The 23684-nt window shown below is 71.2% G+C and carries 21 protein-coding genes; 10 read left to right on the forward strand and 11 right to left on the reverse strand.

What is annotated here, in order from left to right; translation table 11 throughout:
- The first annotated feature begins 10 nt into the window (after positions 1-10).
- The 5 genes from ACFWTC_RS01620 to ACFWTC_RS01640 all read left to right on the forward strand — a co-directional run bounded on the left by ACFWTC_RS01620 (position 11) and on the right by ACFWTC_RS01640 (position 6706).
- On the forward strand, positions 11-1954 hold the full coding sequence (locus ACFWTC_RS01620) for a 2-oxoacid:acceptor oxidoreductase subunit alpha (RefSeq protein ID WP_383925938.1): 1944 nt from the start codon (positions 11-13) through the stop codon (positions 1952-1954).
- Positions 1947-3038 (forward strand): 2-oxoacid:ferredoxin oxidoreductase subunit beta, encoded by a 1092-nt coding sequence (locus ACFWTC_RS01625; protein WP_383925941.1) that lies wholly within the window; start codon positions 1947-1949, stop codon positions 3036-3038. Before ACFWTC_RS01620 ends, ACFWTC_RS01625 begins: the two co-directional genes overlap by 8 nt.
- 201 nt (positions 3039-3239) lie before the next feature.
- Positions 3240-4094, forward strand: coding sequence for an SDR family oxidoreductase (locus ACFWTC_RS01630; RefSeq protein ID WP_384025825.1), 855 nt, complete (start codon positions 3240-3242; stop codon positions 4092-4094).
- Positions 4095-4242: 148 nt separating this feature from the next.
- On the forward strand, positions 4243-5187 hold the full coding sequence (rarD, locus tag ACFWTC_RS01635) for an EamA family transporter RarD (RefSeq protein WP_383925947.1): 945 nt from the start codon (positions 4243-4245) through the stop codon (positions 5185-5187).
- Positions 5188-5389: 202 nt separating this feature from the next.
- Positions 5390-6706, forward strand: coding sequence for a M28 family metallopeptidase (locus ACFWTC_RS01640; protein WP_383925949.1), 1317 nt, complete (start codon positions 5390-5392; stop codon positions 6704-6706).
- Positions 6707-6824: 118 nt separating this feature from the next.
- Here ACFWTC_RS01640 and ACFWTC_RS01645 read toward each other — a convergent pair whose 3' ends face one another.
- The 4 genes from ACFWTC_RS01645 to ACFWTC_RS01660 all read right to left on the reverse strand — a co-directional run bounded on the left by ACFWTC_RS01645 (position 6825) and on the right by ACFWTC_RS01660 (position 10058).
- Positions 6825-7241 (reverse strand): hypothetical protein, encoded by a 417-nt coding sequence (locus tag ACFWTC_RS01645; RefSeq protein ID WP_383925952.1) that lies wholly within the window; start codon positions 7239-7241, stop codon positions 6825-6827.
- Positions 7238-7441, reverse strand: a complete 204-nt coding sequence (locus tag ACFWTC_RS01650; protein WP_267724109.1) for a hypothetical protein — start codon at positions 7439-7441, stop codon at positions 7238-7240. The genes ACFWTC_RS01645 and ACFWTC_RS01650 overlap by 4 nt, the downstream gene beginning before the upstream one ends.
- 110 nt (positions 7442-7551) lie before the next feature.
- On the reverse strand, positions 7552-8748 hold the full coding sequence (locus ACFWTC_RS01655; RefSeq protein ID WP_384025822.1) for an outer membrane lipoprotein carrier protein LolA: 1197 nt from the start codon (positions 8746-8748) through the stop codon (positions 7552-7554).
- Between the two features lie 299 nt (positions 8749-9047).
- The gene (locus tag ACFWTC_RS01660) at positions 9048-10058 is read right to left on the reverse strand and encodes a polyprenyl synthetase family protein (protein ID WP_383925958.1); all 1011 of its coding nucleotides are present in this window, start codon (positions 10056-10058) and stop codon (positions 9048-9050) included.
- A gap of 190 nt (positions 10059-10248) precedes the next feature.
- On the opposite strand from ACFWTC_RS01660, the gene ACFWTC_RS01665 reads away from it, so the two are divergent.
- Positions 10249-10950: a hypothetical protein gene (locus ACFWTC_RS01665; protein WP_383925960.1), complete on the forward strand. Its 702-nt coding sequence runs from the start codon at positions 10249-10251 to the stop codon at positions 10948-10950.
- Positions 10951-10971: 21 nt separating this feature from the next.
- Complete coding sequence (locus ACFWTC_RS01670; protein WP_383925963.1) at positions 10972-12975, forward strand: CocE/NonD family hydrolase; 2004 nt, start codon at positions 10972-10974, stop codon at positions 12973-12975.
- 103 nt (positions 12976-13078) lie between these two features.
- On the opposite strand, the gene ACFWTC_RS01675 is transcribed toward ACFWTC_RS01670, so the two are convergent.
- Positions 13079-13885: an HAD family hydrolase gene (locus ACFWTC_RS01675; protein ID WP_383925966.1), complete on the reverse strand. Its 807-nt coding sequence runs from the start codon at positions 13883-13885 to the stop codon at positions 13079-13081.
- 141 nt (positions 13886-14026) lie between these two features.
- On the opposite strand from ACFWTC_RS01675, the gene fahA reads away from it, so the two are divergent.
- The 3 genes from fahA to ACFWTC_RS01690 all read left to right on the forward strand — a co-directional run bounded on the left by fahA (position 14027) and on the right by ACFWTC_RS01690 (position 16735).
- Entirely contained in the window at positions 14027-15250 is a 1224-nt protein-coding gene (gene fahA, locus ACFWTC_RS01680; protein WP_383925969.1) for a fumarylacetoacetase, read from the forward strand.
- 170 nt (positions 15251-15420) lie between these two features.
- Positions 15421-16026 (forward strand): hypothetical protein, encoded by a 606-nt coding sequence (locus ACFWTC_RS01685; RefSeq protein WP_383925972.1) that lies wholly within the window; start codon positions 15421-15423, stop codon positions 16024-16026.
- 109 nt (positions 16027-16135) lie between these two features.
- Positions 16136-16735 carry a Uma2 family endonuclease gene (locus ACFWTC_RS01690; protein ID WP_383925975.1) on the forward strand — a complete coding sequence of 200 codons (600 nt, stop codon included), beginning with the start codon at positions 16136-16138 and terminating at the stop codon, positions 16733-16735.
- Positions 16736-16798: 63 nt separating this feature from the next.
- Here ACFWTC_RS01690 and nuoN read toward each other — a convergent pair whose 3' ends face one another.
- Genes nuoN through nuoI form a run of 6 tightly spaced genes read right to left on the reverse strand, consistent with a single transcriptional unit; the run spans position 16799 to position 23684 of the window.
- Positions 16799-18454 carry an NADH-quinone oxidoreductase subunit NuoN gene (gene nuoN / locus ACFWTC_RS01695; protein ID WP_383925978.1) on the reverse strand — a complete coding sequence of 552 codons (1656 nt, stop codon included), beginning with the start codon at positions 18452-18454 and terminating at the stop codon, positions 16799-16801.
- Positions 18451-20076: an NADH-quinone oxidoreductase subunit M gene (locus ACFWTC_RS01700; RefSeq protein WP_383925981.1), complete on the reverse strand. Its 1626-nt coding sequence runs from the start codon at positions 20074-20076 to the stop codon at positions 18451-18453. Before ACFWTC_RS01700 ends, nuoN begins: the two co-directional genes overlap by 4 nt.
- Position 20077: 1 nt before the next feature.
- On the reverse strand, positions 20078-21973 hold the full coding sequence (nuoL, locus tag ACFWTC_RS01705) for an NADH-quinone oxidoreductase subunit L (RefSeq protein ID WP_383925984.1): 1896 nt from the start codon (positions 21971-21973) through the stop codon (positions 20078-20080).
- A gap of 12 nt (positions 21974-21985) precedes the next feature.
- Positions 21986-22285: an NADH-quinone oxidoreductase subunit NuoK gene (gene nuoK, locus ACFWTC_RS01710; RefSeq protein ID WP_112449176.1), complete on the reverse strand. Its 300-nt coding sequence runs from the start codon at positions 22283-22285 to the stop codon at positions 21986-21988.
- A complete protein-coding gene (locus tag ACFWTC_RS01715; RefSeq protein ID WP_383925987.1) occupies positions 22282-23097 on the reverse strand; it encodes an NADH-quinone oxidoreductase subunit J in 816 nt (271 codons plus the stop codon). The genes nuoK and ACFWTC_RS01715 overlap by 4 nt, the downstream gene beginning before the upstream one ends.
- Positions 23094-23684, reverse strand: coding sequence for an NADH-quinone oxidoreductase subunit NuoI (gene nuoI, locus ACFWTC_RS01720; RefSeq protein WP_383925989.1), 591 nt, complete (start codon positions 23682-23684; stop codon positions 23094-23096). The genes ACFWTC_RS01715 and nuoI overlap by 4 nt, the downstream gene beginning before the upstream one ends.

The following is a 23684-nucleotide window of genomic DNA, read 5'->3' on the forward strand; positions in this document are numbered from 1 at the left end:
GTCCAGTTCAGTGACCAGCCAGGTCAGCAGCCCGGCCGAGCAGGCCGACGGGGCCGGGGATGCGGTTGTCGGCGGACAGCGCACTCCGGCGGGTCCGGGCGGCAAGGAAGTCCGCCGCCTCGATCGTGTGATCATCAGGTTCGCGGGCGACTCGGGTGACGGCATGCAGCTCACCGGTGACCGGTTCACCTCGGAGACGGCGTCGTTCGGCAACGACCTGTCGACGCTCCCGAACTTCCCCGCCGAGATCCGCGCCCCCGCCGGAACGCTTCCGGGGGTCTCCTCCTTCCAGCTCCACTTCGCCGACCACGACATCCTGACGCCCGGCGACGCGCCGAACGTGCTGGTCGCGATGAACCCCGCGGCCCTGAAGGCGAACATCGGGGACGTGCCGCACGGCGCGGAGATCATCGTCAACACCGACGAGTTCACCAAGCGCCCCATGGCCAAGGTGGGCTACGAGACCTCTCCCCTCGACGACGGCTCCCTCGACGCCTACAACCTCCACCCCGTGCCGCTGACGACACTCACGCTGGAGGCGCTGAAGGAGTTCGGACTCCCCCGCAAGGAGGCCGAGCGCAGCAAGAACATGTTCGCGCTGGGCCTGCTGTCGTGGATGTACCACCGGCCCACCGAGGGGACCGAGAGCTTCCTGCGGCAGAAGTTCGCGAAGAAGCCGGACATCGCGGAGGCCAACGTCGCCGCCTTCCGGGCGGGCTGGAACTTCGGCGAGACCACCGAGGACTTCGCGGTCTCCTACGAGGTCGCGCCCGCCACCCGCGCCTTCCCGACGGGCACCTACCGCAACATCTCGGGGAACCTGGCCCTGTCCTACGGGCTGATCGCGGCCGGCCGCCAGGCCGATCTGCCGCTCTACCTGGGCTCGTACCCGATCACCCCGGCCTCCGACATCCTGCACGAGCTGAGCCGGCACAAGAACTTCGGCGTACGGACCTTCCAGGCCGAGGACGAGATCGCCGGCATCGGCGCGGCCCTCGGGGCGGCCTTCGGCGGCGCGCTCGCCGTGACGACCACCTCCGGGCCGGGGGTGGCCCTGAAGTCGGAGGCGATCGGGCTCGCGGTCTCCCTGGAACTGCCGCTGCTGATCGTGGACATCCAGCGCGGCGGCCCGTCCACGGGCCTGCCGACCAAGACCGAGCAGGCAGACCTGCTCCAGGCCATGTACGGGCGCAACGGCGAGGCCCCGGTCCCGATCGTGGCCCCGCGCACCCCGGCGGACTGCTTCGACGCCGCCCTGGACGCGGCCCGGATCGCGCTCGCCTACCGGACTCCGGTGTTCCTGCTCTCCGACGGCTACCTCGCCAACGGCTCGGAGCCCTGGAAGATCCCGGACGTCGACGACCTCCCGGACCTGAAGGTGCCGTTCGCCACCGGGCCCAACCACGAGCTGGCCGACGGCACCGAGGTGTTCTGGCCGTACAAGCGCGACCCGGAGACCCTGGCCCGCCCCTGGGCCGTGCCCGGCACTCCCGGCCTCGAACACCGCATCGGCGGGATCGAGAAGCAGGACGGCACCGGCAACATCTCGTACGACCCGGCCAACCACGACCTGATGGTCCGTACCCGCCAGGCCAAGATCGACGGCATCGCCGTCCCCGACCTGGACGTCGACGACCCGGACGGGGCCCGCACGCTCGTCCTCGGCTGGGGCTCCACCTACGGCCCGATCACCGCCGCCGTCCGCCGGCTGCGCGTGGCCGGCCGGCCCGTCGCGCAGGCCCACCTGCGCCACCTGAACCCCTTCCCGGGGAATCTGGGCGAGGTCCTGGGGCGTTACGACAAGGTCGTGGTGCCGGAGATGAACCTCGGGCAGCTCGCCACCCTGATCCGGGCGAAATACCTGGTCGACGCCCAGTCGTACAACCAGGTCAACGGAATGCCGTTCAAGGCGGAGCAGCTCGCGACGGTCCTCGAGGAGGCCATCAATGACTGAGGTGACCGACGCACCCCACCCGACACCGACGCCACCGCCGACCCTGCTCTCCCTCGTGCCCAAGGCCGAGGCCAAGCAGTCCATGAAGGACTTCAAGTCGGACCAAGAGGTCCGCTGGTGCCCGGGCTGCGGCGACTACGCGGTCCTCGCCGCCGTGCAGGGCTTCATGCCCGAGCTGGGGCTGGCGAAGGAAAACATCGTCTTCGTCTCCGGCATCGGCTGCTCCTCCCGCTTCCCGTACTACATGAACACCTACGGGATGCACTCCATCCACGGCCGCGCCCCGGCCATCGCGACCGGGCTGGCCACCTCGCGCCGCGACCTGTCGGTGTGGGTGGTGACGGGAGACGGCGACGCCCTCTCCATCGGAGGCAACCACCTGATCCACGCGCTGCGGCGCAACGTCAACCTCAAGATCCTGCTGTTCAACAACAGGATCTACGGTCTGACGAAGGGGCAGTACTCCCCCACCTCCGAGGTCGGCAAGATCACCAAGTCGACCCCGATGGGCTCGCTGGACGCGCCCTTCAACCCGGTGTCCCTCGCGATCGGCGCGGAGGCCACCTTCGTCGCCCGCACCGTCGACTCGGACCGCAAGCACCTGACCGAGGTGTTGCGCCAGGCGGCCGACCACCAGGGCACGGCGCTGGTGGAGATCTACCAGAACTGCAACATCTTCAACGACGGCGCCTTCGAGGTCCTCAAGGACAAGGACCGGGCCGAGGAGGCCGTGATCCGGCTGGAGCACGGGAAGCCGATCCGGTTCGGCGCCGACGGGGCCAAGGGCGTGGTCCGCGATCCGGCCACCGGGGACCTGGAGGTCGTCGCCGTGACCCCGGAGAACGAGGGGCGGATCCTGGTCCACGACGCGAGCGGCACCAGCCCCACCCACGCGTTCGCGCTGTCGCGGCTGGCCGACCCCGACACGCTGCACCACACCCCCATCGGGGTCTTCCGCAGCGTCGCGCGGCCGGTCTACGACACCCTCATGGCCGAGCAGCTCGACGCGGCCGTCGACCAGAGCGGCAAGGGCGACCTCGGCGCCCTGCTGGCCGGCAACGACACCTGGACCGTCGTCGGCTGACCCGTACGGCGCCCGCACCGGGGCCCGGCCCTCCCGCAGCGGAGGGCCGGGCCCCGGTGCGCACGGGCTTCCGATGCGTATGGGCTCCCGGTGCATAGGGGCTCCCGGTGCGGGACCGGCGGAATCGAGCGAGGCACTTTCTAAAAGTTAGCGCTTACCGTAGGGTGGTTACTACCGCCCCGCCCTACGAAGAGAGCAATCATGAGCATCGTCGTCACCGGAGCCACCGGATCCCTCGGCCGTCTCGTCGTCGAGGAACTGCTGGCCCGCGTCCCCGCAGACCAGGTCGCCGTCGTGGTCCGCGACCCCGGGAAGGCCGCCGACCTGGCCGGGCGCGGCGTGGACGTCCGCGTCGCCGACTACGACGACCCCGCCGCCCTGGCGGCCGCCTTCCGGGCCGGCGACCGGGTGCTGCTCATCTCCGGCAACGAGATCGGGCGCCGCGTCGCCCAGCACACGGCCGTACTCGACGCCGCCCGGGCCGCGGGCGTGGCACAGCTCGCCTACACCGGCGTCCTCGGGGGCCCCGAGGCCGACTTCGAGCTGGCCGCCGAGCACAGGGCCACCGAGCAGGCAGTCCTCGACTCCGCAGTGCCGTACACCTTCCTGCGCAACGGCTGGTACCACGAGAACTACACCGGCCAGCTCGCCGCCGCCCTGGAGCAGGGCACCGTCCTCGCCAGCGCGGGCGAGGGCCGGGTCGCCTCGGCGGCGCGGGCCGACTACGCCGCCGCCGCGGCCGTGGTGCTGACCGGCGAGGGCCACCTGAACCGGGCCTACGAGCTCTCCGGGGACACCGCCTGGAGCCTCGCGGAGTACGCCGCGGAGCTGTCGGCGCAGACGGGCCGGGAGATCACGTACACCGCGGTCCCGGCCGCCGAGCACCTGGCGGTCCTGACCGGCGCCGGGGTCCCCGAGGCGTTCGCGGCGATCCTCGTCGACGTGGACGCGGCGATCGCGCGCGGCCGCCTGGCGGGCACCGGCGTGGACCTGGCCCGCCTGATCGGGCGGCCGACCACGCCGCTGGCCGAGGCCGTCCGCACCGCCCTGGCCTGATCCCGGCCGCGCCCGGACCCCTCCCCGGGCCCCGGCCTGCACGGCGGTCCTCCCGCACTGTCATGAGTCTCCGGCCGGAACGGGCATGACATCCGGCGCGCGCGGCGCTACCGTCGTGAGGTTGGCCGGAAATCGCACAGGAGGACCCGTGAAGCCACGGACCGAGCAGCGCACGGGTTTGCTCAGCGGTTTCGCCGCATACGGCCTGTGGGGGCTGGTCCCCCTCTTCTGGCCGCTGCTCAAACCCGCCGGCGCGGTCGAGATCCTCGCCCACCGCATGGTGTGGTCCCTCGCCGTGGTCGGGGTCGCCCTGCTCGCGCTGCGGCGCTGGGGCTGGATACGGGAGCTGCTCCGCCAGCCGCGCAAACTCGTCCTGACGACGCTGGCCGCCTCGGTCATCACCGTGAACTGGGGCCTGTACATCTGGTCCGTCAACAGCGGCCACGTCGTCGAGGCGAGCCTCGGCTACTTCATCAATCCCCTGGTCAGCATCGCGATCGGCGTGCTGGTGCTCGGGGAGCGGCTGCGCCGCGCGCAGTGGGCGGCGGTCGGGATCACCGTCGTCGCCGTGCTGGTGCTCGCCGTCGGCTACGGGCGCCCGCCGTGGATCTCCCTGACCCTGGCCTTCTCCTTCGCGACGTACGGCCTGATCAAGAAGAAGCTCAACATGGGCGGGCTGGAGTCCCTCGCCGCCGAGACGGCCGTGCTGTTCCTGCCCGCCCTCGGCTACCTGCTGTGGCTGGGCGCGCAGGGCGGGTCCACCTTCGCCTCGTACGGGGCCGGGCACACGGTGCTGCTCGCCGCCACCGGGCTGGTCACCGCGATCCCGCTGGTGTGTTTCGGGGCGGCCGCGATCCGGGTCCCGCTGTCGACCCTCGGCCTTCTCCAGTACCTGGCCCCGGTGTTCCAGTTCGGGCTCGGCGTCGTCTACTTCCACGAGGCCATGCCGCCCGAGCGCTGGGCCGGATTCGCCCTGGTGTGGGCGGCGCTGACCCTGCTGACCTGGGACGCGCTGCGCACGGCGCGCCGGTCGCGGATACGGCTCGAAGTCGCCCCCGTCGCCGTGGCGGCGCCGGCCCGCGAACCGGCGTAACCGCACGCACAACGCCCTCACGATCCCCGGTACGGAACTCCCGTACCGGGGATCGTCCGTTTTCCGAACCCGCCTGACCGAATTGTGGTCTTGACGGACAGTCACGCTCTCACTGAACATCAGGCTCGCACTGACGCACTATCGCTCACCAGCTCTATCACGCTCGTTCCGTCAAATCCCCGCGGAATCCCGGAGCCCCCACATGAGCCTGTCCGTCTCCCGGCGCCTCGCAGCCGTGACCGCATTCGCGGTCGCGGGCCTGTTCGCCTCCACCGCCCCCGTCGCACTGGCCGCCCCCTCGGCGGCCACCGCGGCGCCGACGCCGCCCGACATCCCGCTGGCCAACGTCAAGGCCCACCTGTCGCAGCTCTCGACCATCGCCGCGAACAACGGCGGCAACCGCGCCCACGGCCGGGCCGGCTACAAGGCCTCGATCGACTACGTGAAGGCCAAGCTGGACGCGGCGGGCTTCACCACCACGCTGCAGACCTTCACCTCCAGCGGCGCCACCGGCTACAACCTGATAGCCGACTGGCCGGGCGGCGACCCGAACTCGGTCCTGATGTCCGGCGCCCACCTCGACTCGGTGACGTCCGGCGCGGGCATCAACGACAACGGCTCCGGCAGCGCGGCCGTGCTGGAGACCGCCCTCGCCGTCTCCCGCGCCGGCCTCCAGCCCACGAAGCACCTGCGATTCGGCTGGTGGGGCGCGGAGGAGCTCGGCCTGGTCGGGTCGAAGCACTACGTCAACAACCTGCCGACCGCCGAGCGCGCGAAGTTCGCCGGGTACCTGAACTTCGACATGATCGGCTCGCCGAACCCGGGCTACTTCGTCTACGACGACGACCCGACCATCGAGCAGACCTTCAAGAACTACTACGCGGGCCTCGGCGTCGCGACGGAGATCGAGACCGAGGGCGACGGCCGCTCGGACCACGCCTCCTTCAAGAACGTGGGCATCCCGGTCGGCGGCCTGTTCACCGGCGCCAGCCGGACGAAGACCGCGGCCCAGGTCCAGAAGTGGGGCGGCACCTCCGGTCAGGCCTTCGACCGCTGCTACCACTCGTCCTGCGACTCGCTGACGAACATCAGCGACACCGCCCTCGACCGCAACGCCGACGCCATCGCCTACGCGATCTGGAACCTCGGGGCCTCCACCCCGGTCCCGCCGGGCCCGTCGTTCGAGAACACCGCGGACGTGAACATCCCGGACTCCCCGGCCGCCGCGGTCACCTCGCCGATCACGGTCTCAGGCGTCGCGGGCAACGCGCCCGCCACCACGAAGGTCGACGTCAACATCGTCCACACCTACCGCGGTGACCTGGTGATCGACCTGCTCGCCCCGGACGGGACGGCCTACCGGCTGAAGAACTCCGCCTCGGACTCCGCGGACAACGTCATCGCCTCGTACACGGTCAACGCCTCCAGCGAGGTCGCCAACGGCGTCTGGAAGCTCCAGGTGAAGGACGTGGCCGCCCAGGACGTCGGCTACATCAACAGCTGGAAGATCACCTTCTAGCACCCGGCCGCAGGTACCACCGGCAGCCGATCGCCCGGGCCGCCGCCGCTCACCCCGCCTCCCGGCGCGGGAGCGGCGGCGGCAGCCGCGTACGGGGCGTACGGGGCGTACGGGGTTGCTACGCACCCTCCGTGCGGGACCGCAGCGAGGCCGACAGCGGCTCCTGTATCCGGGCGCGCAGTTCCGCGGCCACCCCGGCCACGTCCACCCGGCCGAGCTTCGCCGCCTCGACGAGATCGCCGAGGACCTCCGGGGAGGGCAGCTGCTCGGCCCCGGCCACGCGCAGGTACGAGCGGGTCGCGGCGGCCGCGTAGAACTCGTTCATCGGCGATTCCAGCGCCGGGCACACCGCGAGGGTGTGCAGAAACGCAGCGGCCCGCCACGCGGTGTCCGGGGCGGGCTGTTCGGGTACCAGGACGAGGTCGTTCTGGTGCCGGGCGACCGCGGCGGCCACCCCTGAGGGGTCCCACACCGCGGGATCGGACGGGAGATGGTGGGCCAGGGCGGTCCAGGCCCACTCCATGGTGATCTTCAATTGCCGAACCGCTCCTGGAAGTAGCCCCAGTGGTCGGCGAACTCCTCGATCCCGGAGAGGAAGTTCTTCCGGTCGTCGTCGAGTTCGCGTTCCGTGACCTCGGTGATCAGCGCGGTGACCGTCGTTCCCAGCGCCGCCGCGCGCGCCTTCAGGCGTTCGTGGAAGTCCTCGTCCAGGCGGATGGTGACGTGTCTCGACATCCCACCACCGTACAGCGGGGGCGGGCGTACGCAGGAGGGCTACGGCAGAAGGGTGGCCCGGGACACAGGTCCCGGGCCACCCTCGGCGTGCGTGCGGCTGCGCGCCGGCCCTACTTGGCCGTGTCGGCCGTCTTGACCAGCTGGTCCTTGGTGACCGCGCCGACGTAGACCGTGCCGTCGTCCGTGATCAGGGCGTTGACCAGGCGGGTGGACAGGATCCGGCCCTCGCCGAACTTCCCGGTGACCTTGTCCCCGAGGGAGTTCAGGAACTGCTTGGCCTCCTTCGGGGTGTTCTTGTCGTTCTCCAGGTCCTTGAGGTTCGCGCCCGCGCCGGTGTCGATCCGCGCGACGGTCGCCCAGCCCTCGCCGAGGACCTTCACGTCGCCCTTGCCGTTCCCGCCGGCCAGCTCGCCGAGGCCCGGGAAGGACTCCAGGGCCTTGAGGCCCTTGTCGTGGGCGTCCTGGCCGGCCGCGGGCCCGTCCGTGCCCTCGGTCACCTTGGCGCCCTTGGGCGGGGTGAAGGCGAAGGTGTCGGCCGCCGGCTTGGTGAAGGCGACCTGGGTGAAGCCCGCGTCCGCGATCGGCTTGCCGCCCTGGGCGGAGAGCAGCTGCACGCGCAGCGGCACGCCGTTCTCGGCATCGACCGCGATCTTGATCGAGCCGACCGTGGAGCCGGTCTGCTTGGGCTTGAGCACGAGCTGGTAGGCGTCCCGCCCGGCCACCTGAGCGGTGTCGCCGACGCTGACGTCCGTGGTGGTCCCGGCGGCCTTCAGGACCTCCTGGGCCAGCTGCTGGGGCGAGGCGCCGCCGAGGCGGTCGCCCGTCTTGTGCTCCCCGGCCCTGCCCTCGTTCTTCTCGTGGAAGACCTCGTTCGACTGGGAGTCGTAGCCCCACACGTCGTTTCCGTTGTGGATGAGGCTGTACTCGTCCTTGCCGTCCAGGAAGGTCAGCTTCTGGCGGTCCGGGCCGTCGGCGGCCACGCGGACGGTGTGCGTGCCGTTCGCCAGCTGCGCGACCTTGTCCTCCGGGTTGGCAGATCCGCCCGCGACGCCGCCGCCGCCGAGCAGCCCGGTCGCGAGCTTCGGCAGGCCCAGGTCGGTGCTGATCTTGGCCGTGCCCGACAGCTGCTGTACGTCCGATGCCGCGATCTTCTCGATGAGCTCCTGCGCCGTCACCTTGGGCAGGTCGGGTCCCGCGGCGTTGGCGAAGGCCGGGACCATCGCGATGGTCGCCGCGGCCATACCTGCCACCGCTACCGGTACGCCGTACCGGGCGACCTTGCGAGAAGTCTTCGTGTTCGCTGCCATGTCAGTGCCCTGCCCTCTGTGTCGACGGCGGCGACCCCCGTGTCGCCGCGCTCACCCGATCTGGTGGGGTTGATGACTCCATCTGACCAAATCGACGGCTCCGGGGCGTCAGCCCCCGGACGCAATTGCGCGTACGCCCGTGGGATGACACGGCGCGGGGCCCCCTGCTCCGACCCGTAGGGGTCGGCGGAGCGGAGGGGCCCGTTCCACGACCGGGACCGCGGAGGAGCCCGCCGAGGATCCCGCTGCGGGGCCCGCCGCCGCGGGGCGACGGTCCTCGGCTCCGCGGCGCGGCGCCATCAGCCGGCGCGGTGCACCACGGCGTCGCACAGCTCTTCCAGGGCCGACTTCGCGAAGCACTCTGGCAGCGGCGCGAGCATGGCGCGCGCGTCCTCCGCGTACCGGATGGTGTCGCGGCGGGCCTGCTCCAGGGCCGGGTGCGCCCGCAGCCGGGTCAGGGCCTCGGCGTGTCGGGCGTCGTCCGTCAGGTCGCCGTCCAGGAGCCGTACGAGCTCCAGGTCCTCGGCGCGCCCGTCGCGCGCCGCGATCTCGCGCAGCCGCAGCACGGGCAGGGTGGGGATGCCCTCGCGCAGGTCGGTGCCGGGCGTCTTGCCGGACTCGTGCGCGTCGGAGGCGATGTCGAGGACGTCGTCGGCGAGCTGGAAGGCGGTGCCGAGGCGCTCGCCGTACTGGGTGAGGATGTCGACGACCGACTCGTCGGCGCCGGACATGAGCGCGCCGAAGCGTCCGGAGACGGCGATCAGCGAGCCGGTCTTGCCCGCGATGACGTCGAGGTAGTGGGCGACGGGGTCGCGGCCGTCGCGCGGGCCGGCCGTCTCCAGGATCTGGCCCGTGACCAGCCGCTCGAAGGCCTCGGCCTGGATGCGTACGGCCTCGGGTCCGAGGTCGGCCAGGATGTGCGAGGCGCGGGCGAACAGGAAGTCACCCGTCAGGACGGCCACCGAGTTGCCCCAGCGGGCGTTCGCGCTGTCCACGCCGCGGCGCACGTCCGCCTCGTCCATGACGTCGTCGTGGTAGAGGGTCGCCAGGTGGGTGAGCTCGACCACCACGGCGGACGGCACGATCCCGGGCGCGTACGGATCGCCGAAACGGGACGCGAGCATCACCAGCAGCGGCCGGAACCGCTTGCCGCCGGCCCGCACGAGGTGCTGCGCGGCCTCGGTGATGAAGGGGACTTCGCTCTTGGTGGCCTCCAGCAGACCCGCCTCGACGGCGGCAAGTCCCGCCTGGACATCGGTCTCAAGAGCCTGGTCCCGCACGCTCAGTCCGAACGGCCCGACGACGGTCACGAGGGGTACTCCTGTCTGCTGACGATCACGCTGACGATCACATGGATTGTCGATGTGTCGCTGCCATCACTCAAGCCAGCGTATCCGGTCTGTTTTCGATCACGGTGAGCGCCTGTCCGGCCGCCGCCCGCGCAGCGCCCGAAGCGCACCGGTATGTTCTTCGAGAGCCGATACAACCGGAGAATGCCTTTTGTTCAGAATTGCGTCCGACACAGACGAGTCCCCGGGCCCGGAGGCCGATCAGCCGCCGCCCGAGGACGACCACGCCTTCCTCGGCCACCCCCGAGGTCTCGCCACCCTGTCCGGGCTGGAGGTCTGGGAGCGCTTCTCGTTCCTCGGCATGCAGGCCATCCTCGTCCTCTACTTCGCGGACGCCGTTTCCGACGGCGGCCTGGGGATGAACCCGGGCACCGCCGCCTCCGTGCCGGCGGCCTACGGGACCATGGGCTACCTCGTGTCCGTCGCGGGCGGCCGGCTCGGCGAGCACCAGGGCCGGCACTGGGGCTTCTCCGCGGCCGCCATCGGCATGACCTTCGGCCTGATCCAGTACGTCCTGGGCCGCCGCCGCCTGGCCGGGCACAGGCACTGCGCCGAGTTCGCGCTCGCGCCGGCCGCGATGCGCCGCGCCGTGTGGCGGATCGTCGCCGGGTGCGTCGCGTTCGCCGCGGTCGCCATCCTTCCGGCCCTCGCCGGCCGGCTGACGATGGCCCTCTGGTTCCTCTCCCTGGCCCTGGCCCTGGCCAACGGCATCCAGGCCCAGGTCGTGAAGCTCTACGACCAGGTCTCCCACCCCGTGCACTTCGGCGTCGACGGCGCCGTCGCCGTGGCGGTGGGCCTGGCCGTCCTCGCGCTCGCACCCTGGCTGCGGCGCACGATGCACCCCGTCCACTGAGGCGATTGGCGACCCCATCCGATGATCATCCGTACCGACTTCCCGTACGAGACCACCCGCGAGGATGTCCGGATCCCGCTGCCCGACGGCGTCGAGCTCTACGCCCGGATCTGGCGCCCGGTGACGGACGCGCCCGTCCCCGCCCTGCTGGAGTACCTCCCCTACCGGCTCACCGACTGGACCGCGCCCCGCGACTGGCAGCGCCACCCCTGGTACGCGGGCCACGGCTACGCCTCGGTCCGGGTGGACGTGCGCGGCCACGGGTGCAGCGGGGGCCGCCCCGGCGACGAGTACGACGCCCGCGAGCTGGCCGACGGGGTCGCCGTGGTCGAGTGGCTGGCGGCGCAGCCGTGGTGCTCGGGCTCGGTGGGCATGTTCGGGATCTCCTGGGGCGGCTTCAACAGCCTCCAGATCGCCGCGCTCGCCCCCGAGGCGCTGAAGGCCGTCGTGACCGTGTGCTCGACCGACGACCGCTACGACAACGACGTGCACTACATGGGCGGCTCGGTGCTGGCCGTGGACATGCACGCCTGGGCGGCGACGATGCTGGCCTTCGCCGCGCGCCCGCCGGACCCGCTGTACGCGGGCGACGGCTGGCGGGAGCAGTGGCTGGACCGCCTGGAGGGCGTGGAACCGCTCGTCCACACCTGGCTCTCGCACCAGACCCGGGACGACTACTGGCGCCACGGCAGCGTCTGCGAGGACTACGCGGCCGTCGGCGCGGCCGTCCTCGCGGTGGGCGGCTGGCACGACCCGTACCGGGACACGGTGCTGCGGCTGGTCGAGCACCTGCCCGCGGACCGGGTCCGGGGGCTGATCGGCCCGTGGTCGCACCAGTACCCCGACCGCGGGCTGCCGCCGGGCCCGGCGATCGGCTTCCTCCAGGAGACCCTGCGCTGGTGGGACCACTGGCTCCAGGGCGAGGACAACGGCGTGATGGACGAGCCGCTGCTGCGCTGCTGGATCAGCGACTCGCACCCGCCGGCCACCGTGTACGCGGAGCTGCCGGGCCGCTGGGTCGGCGAGAAGGCCTGGCCGTCCCCGTCGGTGATCCCCGTCCCGTACGGGCTCCAGGGCGCGCCGGTCGAGGTCGCCTCGCCGCAGCACACCGGGCTGGACGCGGGCCGGTTCTTCCCCTTCGGCAACGACGCCGACCTGCCGCCCGACCAGCGCGAGGAGGACGCGAAGTCGGCCTGCTTCGAGTTCCCCGTGGGCGAGGGCGAGCCGGTGGAGATCCTGGGCCGCCCGGCGGTGACCCTGCGGCTGCGGATGGACGTCCCGTACGGGCAGGTCGTGGCCCGGCTGTGCGACGTGGCTCCGGACGGCTCCTCGACGCTCGTCACGCGGGGCGCGCTGAACCTGTCCGCGCGCCACGGCCGGGACCGGGCCGTCCCGTGGCCGACGGGCGCGTACGAGGACGTCTCCTTCGAGCTGAACGGCATCGGCCACGCCTTCGCGCCCGGCCACCGGATCCGGCTGTCACTGTCCTCCGCGTACTGGCCGTGGATCTGGCCGCGGGCCGGCTCCGAGGCGGGCTGGACCCTGGACCCGGCGGGCAGCGAGGTGACCCTCCCGGTGCGGGCGCGGTCCGCCGGGGACGACGGGATCGCCTTCGGCGAGCCGGAGCAGTCGCAGCCGCTGGGGGTGGTCCACCCGGACACGCTGGACGGGCCGCGGCCCGAGCGGCTGGTCGTACGGGACGTCGCGCGCGGGACGTGGCGGCTGGAGGTGGACCCGCGGTACGGGGGCACGCGGGTCTATCCGGACGGGCTGGAGTTCGGCGAGGACGCGGTGGAGGTGTACGAGATCCAGGAGGCGGACGCGCTGTCGGCGACGACCCGGTCGGAGTGGAAGGTGCGGCTGCGCCGGCCGGATCTGGGCTGGGACGCGCGGGTCGAGACCCGGTCGGAGATCCGTTGCGACGAGGGCGGCTTCCTGACGTCGAACGAGGTGGTGTGCCGGGACGGCGACGAGGTCGTCTTCCACCGCACGTGGGAGCGCCGCCTCCCCCGCACGGCGGGCTGACGGGCCGCCCGGCCTAATCCAGCCTCGCCGGCGTTTGAGGCGCGGGGGTCCGGGGGCGGAGCCCCCGCAACGGCGCCGCACGGAGGCGGCTCGGCCCCGCCCGTCAGGGGAAGAGGCGTTCGAGGACGACCGCGATGCCGTCGTCCTCGTTCGAGAGCGTCCGCTCGTCGGCGACGGCGAGCAGCTCCCGGTGCGCGTTCGCCATCGCCACCCCCCGGGCGGCCCACGCGAACATCGGGATGTCGTTCGGCATGTCCCCGAAGGCGATCGTCCCCGCGGCCGACGCCCCCAGGAACTCCGCCGCCCGGGCCAGCCCGCTGGCCTTGTCGATGCCCGGCGGCTGGAGTTCCACCGTGTGCTCGCCGGCCATGGTGACGTTCACCAGGTCGCCGACCACCGACCGCGCGAGCCGCGTCAGCTCGTCGTCGTCCAGCTCGGGGTGCTGGAGCAGCACCTTGTTGATCGGGGCCGACCACAGGTCCGACCTGCGCGGGACCCGGACCGTCGGCAGGTGGGGGTGCCACATCCGGTAGCCGGGCCCTATCAGCATCTCCGCGTCCACCCCCTCCTGGTTGACCGCCGCGTAGACCTCGCCGATCTCCGCCTCGATCTTGCCGAGGGCCACCTCGGCCAGCCCGCGGTCCATGGAGACGGAGTGCAGCAGGACCCCGCGCGCCGCGTCGTACACCTGCGCGCCCTGCCCGCACACCGCGAGCCCCGCATAGCCGAGGCCGTCCAGGACGTGGCGGACCTGCGGGACGGGGCGTCCTGTGACGATGATGTGGCGGGCTCCGGCGATGCGGGCCGTGGCGAGTGCCTGGTGGGAGCGGTCGGAGACGGTGTCACCGGCGCACAGCAGAGTCCCGTCCAGGTCGGTGGCGATCAGGTCAAAGGGGAGGGCGGAAGTCACGGCGCCAAGGATACGGACCCCGTTGGACAAGTCCTACAAATAGCGCCCGAATCCGGCCTCCCGCAGGCACCATCAGCCACGTAACGTGTCAACCAGCCCCCGGGACACCCCCGGACCGCGTCGAAAGCGAGGCAGCACCCCATGCCCCAGCAGAGCCCCCTCGATGTCCCCGAGGGCGACCCGTTCGGGCCGCACAACCTCCCCTACGGCGTCTTCTCGACCGCCGGGGAGAGCCGCCGCCGGATCGGTGTGCGCATCGGCGGGCACGTGCTCGACGCGGGGGCGGCCGCCGCCGCGCTCGGCTCCCCGTACGCCGGGCTGCTCGGGCAGCCCTCCCTCAACCCGCTGCTGGCCGCCGGGCGCACCGCCTGGCGCGACGTGCGCCGCGCGCTGACCGCGTGGGTCACCGACCCCGGCCACCGCCCGGCCGTGGAGCCGCACCTGCTGCCCCTGGACGCGGTCGAGCTGCACCTGCCGTACGAGGTCGCCGACTACGTCGACTTCTACGCCAGCGAGCACCACGCGACCAACGTCGGGAAGATCTTCCGCCCGGACGGGGACGCGCTGACCCCCAACTGGAAGCACCTGCCGATCGGTTACCACGGCCGCTCGGGCACGATCGTCGTCTCGGGCACGGACGTCGTACGGCCCTCCGGGCAGCGCAAGGCCCCGGCCGACCCGGCGCCCGTCTTCGGCCCGTCCGTCAAGCTCGACATCGAGGCCGAGGTGGGCTTCGTCGTCGGCGCCCCCTCCGAGCTGGGCCGCCCGGTGGCGCTGGGCGAGTTCGAGGACCACGTCTTCGGCCTCTTCCTCCTCAACGACTGGTCGGCGCGCGACGTGCAGGCCTGGGAGTACGTGCCGCTCGGCCCGTTCCTCGGCAAGTCCTTCGCCACCTCCGTCTCCGCCTGGGTCACCCCGCTGGAGGCCCTCGACGCCGCCCGCGTCGCCCCTCCCGCCCGGGACTTCCCGCTCCTGCCCTACCTCGACGATGCGGGCAGCGACCGGCCCGGCGGCTTCGACCTGCACATCACGGTCTCCATCAACGGGCAGGAGGTCTCGCGGCCGCCGTTCGCCTCGATGTACTGGACGGCCGCCCAGCAGCTCGCCCACATGACCGTCAACGGCGCCTCCCTGCGCACCGGAGACGTCTACGGCTCCGGCACCGTCAGCGGCCCGGACGTGGACCAGCGCGGCTCCCTGCTGGAGCTCACCTGGAACGGCCGCGACGCCATCGAACTCGCCGACGGCAAGCGGACGTTCCTGGAGGACGGCGACACCGTCACCCTCACCGCCTGGGCCCCGGGCCCCGACGGCACCCGCGTGGGTCTCGGCGAGGTCACCGGCCGCATCACCGGCTCCCGCTAGCGGGCGCGGGCGGCGCGGGCCGCCGGCACCCGACGCCCCCTCACCCGACGCCCCGTCACGCCGGCCGCACCCCTTTGGGTGCGGCCCGCGTGCGCCGCGCGCGGGGGGCCGGGATGGTGGACGGACGGTTCGGGAACCCGTACCCCGTACCCCCACCCGGAGGAGCCGCCATGCCCGTACGCAGCCTGAAGGCCGTTCTCGCCTGCGCCGCCACCGTGTCGCTCGGCCTGACCGCCGTGGCCCCGGCCCACGGCGTCGAGGGGCCCGCGCCCGACCCGCTGAACCCCAGGGCGATGAAGGACATGGCGACGGCGATCCGGGCGACGGCCAGGTACGTGGACGAGCGCGCCGCGCTCCGGGACGGGTACGTCCCCAAGGGCGCGACCTGTATGACCAACCCGTTCGGCGTCGGCGCCATGGGCTACCACTACGTCAAGCAGGCCAACTGGGGCTCCAAGGACCCCGCGAAGCCCACCGCGCTCCTGTACAGCACCGAGAAGGACCGCCACGGCCGCCGCACGCTCCAGGCCGTGGAGTGGATGGCGACCGACGGGGACCAGGACCTGAAGACCGCCGACGACCGGCCGAGCATGTTCGGGCTGCCGTTCGACGGGCCCATGCCCGGCCACTGGGCGGGCATGCCCAAGCACTACGACCTGCACATGTGGGCGTACAAGAAGAACCCGGCCGGCCGCTTCCACAACTGGAACCCCGCGCTGACCTGCCCCAAGAAGACCCCGGCCGCGGGCGGCACCGGCCACGCGCACGGGCACTAGCCCGCGCCGGCCGACGCCGTCACGTGCCTCCCGCATATGACTCACCCGAAGGGACGGTGTTCCGCGGATTCCCGGCGATACGCTGGCGGCACTCGCGAGACTCCGGCTCATGGGAGCACTGATGAACCCGGAACACAGCTGGCCGATCCCCCCGCCGGGCGGCTGGACTGCCGACGACCTGGACACGCTTCCGAATCTGCCTCCGCACACGGAGCTGATCGACGGGAGCCTGATCTTCGTGAGTCCGCAGACTCGATTCCACATGCGTGCTGTCAACTTCTTCACCTGGCAGCTCATGGATCAGCAGCCGCCGGACTTGGAGGTCTTCCGCGAGTTCACGATCGACATCGACCGTCACAACCGCCCCGAACCCGATGTCATCGTCGTGGACGAGAGTGCCGTGGGCGATCTGGACCAGACCCGGCTCCCTGCGGAGTCCGTCCGCCTGGCCATCGAAGTGGTCTCGCCCGAGTCCGTCGGTCGTGACCGTGGCGTCAAGCCGGTCAAGTATGCGGAAGCAGGCATTCTTCACTTCTGGCGCGTGGAGAACAAGGATGGTCGTGCCGTGGTCTACGTCTACGAACTGGACCCGTCGACCGGGAGCTACGGGACTGCGGGCATCTTCCACGACCGCCTGAAAGTCTCGGCTCCCTTCCCCATCGACCTCGACCTGACCGCCATCACCACGAAACGGCGCACCGCCGAGTAGCACCGCACACGCGACAGGGCCCGACCCCCAAAGGGGCCGGGCCCTGCGCCGTACCGGGACGGGTCAGCGGACGAACGTGCTCGCCTGCCCGGCCAGTTCCAGGAAGTACTGCGGGGCCACGCCCAGCACCAGCGTGACCGCGACGCCCACCGCGATGGTGGTCATCGTCAGCGGCGAGGGCACGGCCACCGTCGGGCCGTCGGCCTTCGGCTCGCTGAAGAACATCAGCACGATCACCCGGACGTAGAAGAACGCGGCGATCGCGGACGAGATGACACCCACCACGACCAGCACCCCGGCGCCGCTCTCCGCGGCCGCCTTGAACACGGCGAACTTCCCGGAGAAGCCGGACGTCAGCGGGATGCCGGCGAAGGCCAGCAGGAACACGGCGAAGACCGCCGCGGTCAGCGGCGAACGCCGGCCCAGACCGGCCCACTTGGACAGGTGCGTGGCCTCGCCGCCCGCGTCGCGCACCAGCGTGACCACCGCGAAGGCGCCGATCGTCACGAAGGAGTACGCGCCCAGGTAGAAGAGGACGGACTTGACGCCCTCCGCCGAGGTCGCGATGACACCGGCCAGGATGAAGCCCGCGTGCGCGATCGAGGAGTACGCCAGCAGCCGCTTGACGTCCGTCTGGGTCACGGCAATCACCGCGCCCGCCAGCATCGTCACGATCGCGACGCCCCACATCACCGGCCGCCAGTCCCAGCGCAGGCCCGGCAGGACCACGTAGAGGAGGCGCAGGAGGGCGCCGAAGGCGGCCACCTTCGTTGCTGCGGCCATGAAGCCGGTGACCGGGGTCGGGGCGCCCTGATAGACGTCCGGGGTCCACATGTGGAAGGGGACCGCGCCGACCTTGAAGAGCAGGCCCATCAGGATCAGCGCGCCGCCGATCAGCAGCAGCGCGTCGTTGCCCATGGTGGAGGCGAGCGCCGGGTCGACCTTGGTGACCGTGCCGTCGACCACGTCGGCGATCGCGGCGTACGAGACCGAGCCCGCGTACCCGTAGAGCAGCGCGATGCCGAAGAGGAGGAAGGCGGAGGAGAAGGCGCCCAGCAGGAAGTACTTCACCGCGGCCTCCTGCGACATCAGCCGCTGGCGGCGGGCGACGGCGCAGAGCAGGTAGAGCGGGAGGGAGAAGACCTCCAGCGCGATGAACAGCGTCAGCAGGTCGTTGGCCGCCGGGAAGATCAGCATTCCGGCGATCGCGAACAGCGCCAGCGGGTACACCTCGGTGGTGGTGAAGCCCGCCTTCACGGCGGCCTTCTCGCTCTCGCTGCCCGGTACGGACGCCGCCTGGGCGGCGAAGGAGTCCACCCGGTTGCCGTGCGTCTCGGGGTCGAGGCGCCGCTCGGCGAACGTGAACACGGCCACGATCGAGGCCAGCAGGATGGTGCCCTGCAGGAACAGCGCCGGGCCGTCGACGGCGATGGCGCCCATGGCGGCGACGTGCGCCTTGGTGCTCCCGTACCCGCCGGCGGCGAGGCCGACGACCGCTGCGAAGGCCGAGGCCAGCGCGGCGACGGCGAGGAACACCTGCACGTAGTAGCGGGACTTGCGGGGGACGAAGGCCTCGACGAGGACTCCGATGATCGCCGCGCCCACCACGATCAGCGTGGGCGCGAGCTGCGCGTACTCGATGACCGGCGCCGGGATCCGGTCGACCGGTCCGTCGGCCGCCAGAGTCCACAGGCCCTGGGCAGCAGTGACGGTGCTCACTTGGCCGCCTCCCCATTCTTCGCAGGCACGGCCTCGACGGCCACTTCGGGCGCCGGGTCGGTCTGCTTCACGTCGGACATGGTGTGCTGCACCGCCGGATTGACGATGTCGGTCAGCGGCTTCGGGTAGACGCCCAGTCCGATCAGCAGCACGATCAGCGGCGCGACCACCAGCACCTCCCGCAGGTGCAGGTCCGGCATGGTGCGGACCTCCTCCTTCACGGGGCCGGTCATCGTCCGCTGGTAGAGCACCAGTGTGTAGAGCGCGGCCAGCACGATGCCGGTGGTGGCGATGATGCCGACGACCGGGTACCGGGAGAACGTCCCGACCAGGACCAGGAACTCGCTGACGAAGGGCGCGAGGCCCGGCAGCGAGAGGGTGGCGAGGCCGCCGATCAGGAAGGTGCCCGCGAGGACCGGGGCCACCTTCTGGACGCCCCCGTAGTCGGCGATGAGCCGCGAACCGCGGCGCGAGATCAGGAACCCGGCCACCAGCATCAGCGCAGCCGTCGAGATCCCGTGGTTGACCATGTACAGCGTCGCCCCGGACTGGCCCTGGGAGGTCATCGCGAAGATGCCCAGGATGATGAAGCCGAAGTGCGAGATCGAGGCGTACGCGACCAGCCGCTTGATGTCCCGCTGGCCGACCGCGACCAGCGCGCCGTAGACGATGCTGATCAGGGCCAGGACCAGGATCACCGGGGTGGCCCACTTGCTGGCCTCCGGGAACAGTCCGAGGCAGAAGCGGAGCATCGCGAACGTGCCGACCTTGTCTACGACCGCGGTGATCAGGACGGCGACCGGTGCGGTGGCCTCGCCCATCGCGTTCGGCAGCCAGGTGTGCAGCGGCCACAGCGGGGCCTTCACCGCGAAGGCGAAGAAGAAGCCGAGGAACAGCAGCCGTTCGGTGTTGGTCGCCATGTCGAGCGTGCCCGCGGCGCGGGCGGCGGTGATCTCCTGGAGCGAGAAGTTCCCGGCGACCACGTAGAGCCCGATGACGGCGGCCAGCATGATCAGGCCGCCGGCCAGGTTGTAGAGGAGGAACTTGACCGCCGCGTACGAGCGCTGCGCGGCCGCGTTCTCGTCGGATCCCGAGTGCGCCCGGTCGCCGAAGCCGCCGATGAGGAAGTACATCGGGATGAGCATGGCTTCGAAGAAGATGTAGAAGAGGAAGACGTCGGTGGCCTCGAAGGAGATGATCACCATCGCCTCGACCAGCAGGATCAGGGCGAAGAAGCCCTGCGTCGGCCGCCAGCGGGACGCCTGCCACGTGGCGGAGCCACTCATCGGCTCGGCAAGGGGGTCGGCGTCGTTCCAGCCGGCTGCGATCACGAAGGGGATCAGCAGCGCGGTGAGCGCGATGAGCACCACTCCGATGCCGTCGACCCCGAGCTCGTAGCGGACGCCGAAGTCGGCGATCCAGGCACGGGACTCGGTCAGCTGGTAGCGGTCTCCGCCGGGTTCGAAGCGGATCGCGACGAGCACGGCCAGGGCCAGGGTCGCCAGCGAGAACAGCAGCGCGAGCCACTTGGCGAGCGTCCTGCGGGCGGCCGGAACGGCCGCCGTCAGGATCGCGCCGACCGCGGGCAGCGCCGCCGTCACCGTCAGAAGCGGGAAATTCATCTCACACCGCCCTCATCAGCAGGGTCGCGGCGATCAGGATCGCCGTGCCCCCGAACATCGAGACCGCGTAGCTGCGGGCGTAGCCGTTCTGGAGCTTGCGCAGCCGGCCCGACAGCCCGCCGACGCCGGCGGCCGTCCCGTTGACCACTCCGTCGACCAGGCTGTGGTCCACGTACACGAGGGAACGGGTCAGGTGCTCCCCGCCGCGCACCAGCACGGCGTGGTTGAAGTCGTCCTGGTAGAGGTCCCGGCGGGCGGCCCGGGTGAGGACCGAACCGCGCGGGGCGACCACCGGGACGGGCCCCCGGCCGTACATCGACCAGGCCATCGCGACACCGACGGCCAGGACCACCATGGTGGCGGCGGTCACCGTCAGGGCGCTGACCGGCGGGTGGCCGTGCTCGTACCCGGTGACGGGCTCCAGCCAGTTGAGGAACCGGTCGCCGATCTCGAAGAACCCGCCTGCGAAGACCGATCCGAACGCGAGGACGATCATCGGGATGGTCATGGACTTCGGGGACTCGTGCGGGTGCGGCGCATGGCCGTCCGCGTCCGGCTGCCAGCGCTTCTCGCCGAAGAAGGTGAGGAGCATGACGCGGGTCATGTAGAAGGCGGTGATGCCGGCGCCCAGCAGGGTGACCCCGCCGAGGATCCAGCCCTGGGTGCCTCCCTTGGCGAAGGCCGCCTCGATGATCATGTCCTTGGAGAAGAAGCCGGACAGGCCGGGGAAGCCGATGATCGCCAGGTAGCCGAGGCCGAAGGTCACGAAGGTGACCGGCATGTACTTCCGCAGGCCGCCGTACTTGCGCATGTCGACCTCGTCGTTCATCCCGTGCATCACGGAACCCGCGCCGAGGAACAGGCCGGCCTTGAAGAAGCCGTGCGTGACCAGGTGCATGATCGCGAAGACGTAGCCGATGGGGCCGAGGCCCGCGGCGAGGATCATGTAGCCGATCTGCGACATCGTCGAGCCCGCGAGGGCCTTCTTGATGTCGTCCTTCGCGCAACCGACGACGGCACCGAAGAGGAGCGTGACCGCGCCGACGACGGTGACCACCAGCTGGGCGTCGGGCGCCCCGTTGAAGATGGCGCCCGAGCGGACGATCAGGTAGACGCCCGCGGTGACCATGGTGGCGGCGTGGATCAGAGCCGAGACCGGGGTCGGGCCCTCCATCGCGTCACCGAGCCAGGACTGGAGCGGCACCTGCGCCGACTTGCCGCAGGCGGCCAGCAGCAGCATCAGGCCGATCGCGGTCAGCGTGCCCTCGGACGTCTCGCCGACCGCGCCGAGCACCGGGCCGAAGGCGAAGGTGCCGAACGTGGTGAACATCAGCATGATCGCGATCGACAGGCCGATGTCGCCGACGCGGTTGACCAGGAAGGCCTTCTTCGCGGCGGTGGCCGCGCTGGGCTTGTGCTGCCAGAAGCCGATCAGGAGGTACGAGGCGAGGCCGACGCCCTCCCAGCCGAAGTACAGCAGCAGGTAGTTGTCGGCGACGACGAGCAGCAGCATCGCCGCGACGAACAGGTTCAGGTAGCCGAAGAAGCGGCGGCGGCGCTCGTCGTGCTCCATGTACCCGATCGAGTACACGTGGATGAGCGTGCCCACCCCGGAGATGAGCAGGACGAAGGTCATCGACAGCTGGTCGAGCTGGAACGCGATGTCTGCCTGGAAGCCCTCCACCGGAATCCAGCTGAACAGGAACTGGTGCAGGGTGCGGTCCTCGGCGCCGCGTCCCAGCATGTCGGCGAACAGCGCGACCCCGATGCCGAAGGACACGGCCGCCAGCAGCGTGCCGATCCAGTGGCCGGTCTTGTCGAGGCGCCGGCCGCCGCACAGCAGCACCACCGCTCCGAGCAGGGGCGCCGCCACCAGCAGCGCAATCAGATTCTCCACGGTGAACGCCCCTTACAGCTTCATCAGGCTGGCGTCGTCGACCGAGGCCGAGTGGCGGGTACGGAACAGGGACACGATGATCGCGAGGCCCACCACGACCTCCGCGGCGGCGACGACCATCGTGAAGAAGGCGATGATCTGGCCGTCGAGGTTGCCGTGCATGCGGGAGAAGGTCACGAAGGCGAGGTTGCAGGCGTTGAGCATCAGCTCGACGCACATGAACAGCACGATCGCGTTCTTCCGGATCAGCACGCCGGCCGCGCCGATGGTGAACAGCAGGGCCGACAGGTACAGGTAGTTGACCGGATTCACTTCGAGGCCTCCTCACGGCCGAGGCGCTCCGCGGAGGCCTGCTCCAGCGCCTTGAGGTCGTCCAGGGCCTGGCCGGAGACGTCCCGGATCTGGCCGCGGGCCCGCAGGGTCTGATTGACCGTCAGCTCGGACGGGGTGCCGTCCGGCAGCAGGCCCGGGACGTCCACCGCGTTGTGCCGGGCGTAGACGCCGGGGGCGGGCAGCGGCGGGAGCTGGACGCCGCCCCGCACGCGCCGGTCGGCGAGCTCGCGCTGGGTGGCGGCCCGCTCGGTGCGCTCGCGGTGGGTGAGCACCATCGCGCCGACGGCGGCGGTGATCAGCAGCGCGCCGGTGATCTCGAAGGCGAAGACGTACTTGGTGAAGATCAGCTGGGCCAGGCCCTCGACGTGGCCGCCGGAGTTGATCCGGCCGAGCCCGTTGAAGTGGGTGATCCCGGCGTTGCCGATGCCGGCGATCAGCAGGATGCCGAAGCCGAGTCCGCACAGGGCGGCCAGCCAGCGCTGCCCCTTGATGGTCTCCGTGAGGGAGTCGGCGGCGGTGACGCCGACGAGCATGACCACGAAGAGGAAGAGCATCATGATCGCGCCGGTGTAGACGACGACCTGGACGACGCCCAGGAAGTACGCCCCGTTCGCGAGGTAGAAGACCGCCAGGATGATCATCGTCCCGGCCAGGCTGAGCGCGCTGTGGACGGCCTTCTTCATCAGGATCGTGGCCAGCGCGCCGATGACGGCGACGGTGCCGAGGATCCAGAACTGTACGGCCTCACCGGTGGAGGTGAGCGAGGTGGCCGCAGCGGCGATCGTGCTCATGCCCCCACCTCCTCGGATTCGTCCGCCGTCGTCTCGCCCTTGGACACCGCGACCTGCCGGACCGTGCCCGGGGCGGCGCCCGTCACCAGCCCGCGGTAGTAGTCCGTGTCGTCCGTGCCGGGGAAGATCGAGTGCGGCGCCTCGACCATGCCCTCGGTGAGGCCGGAGAGCAGCTGCTCCTTGGTGTAGATGAGCGCTTCGCGGCTGGAGTCGGCCAGTTCGAACTCGTTCGTCATGGTGAGTGCCCGCGTCGGGCACGCCTCGACGCACAGCCCGCACAGGATGCAGCGGGCGTAGTTGATCTGGTAGACGCGGCCGTAGCGCTCGCCCGGGGAGTAGCGCTCCTCCTCGGTGTTGTCCGCGCCCTCCACGTAGATCGCGTCGGCGGGACAGGCCCAGGCGCACAGTTCGCACCCGATGCACTTCTCCAGACCGTCCGGGTGCCGGTTGAGCTGATGCCGTCCGTGGAAGCGCGGGGCGGTGGTCTTCTGCTGCTCCGGGTACTGCTCGGTGAGGCGCTTCTTGAACATGGCCTTGAAGGTCACGCCGAAGCCGGCCACCGGGTTCTGCCACTTGTCGTCGGACAT

The sequence above is a fragment of the Streptomyces sp. NPDC058619 genome (assembly GCF_042717785.1).
Classification (GTDB): Bacteria; Actinomycetota; Actinomycetes; order Streptomycetales; family Streptomycetaceae; genus Streptomyces.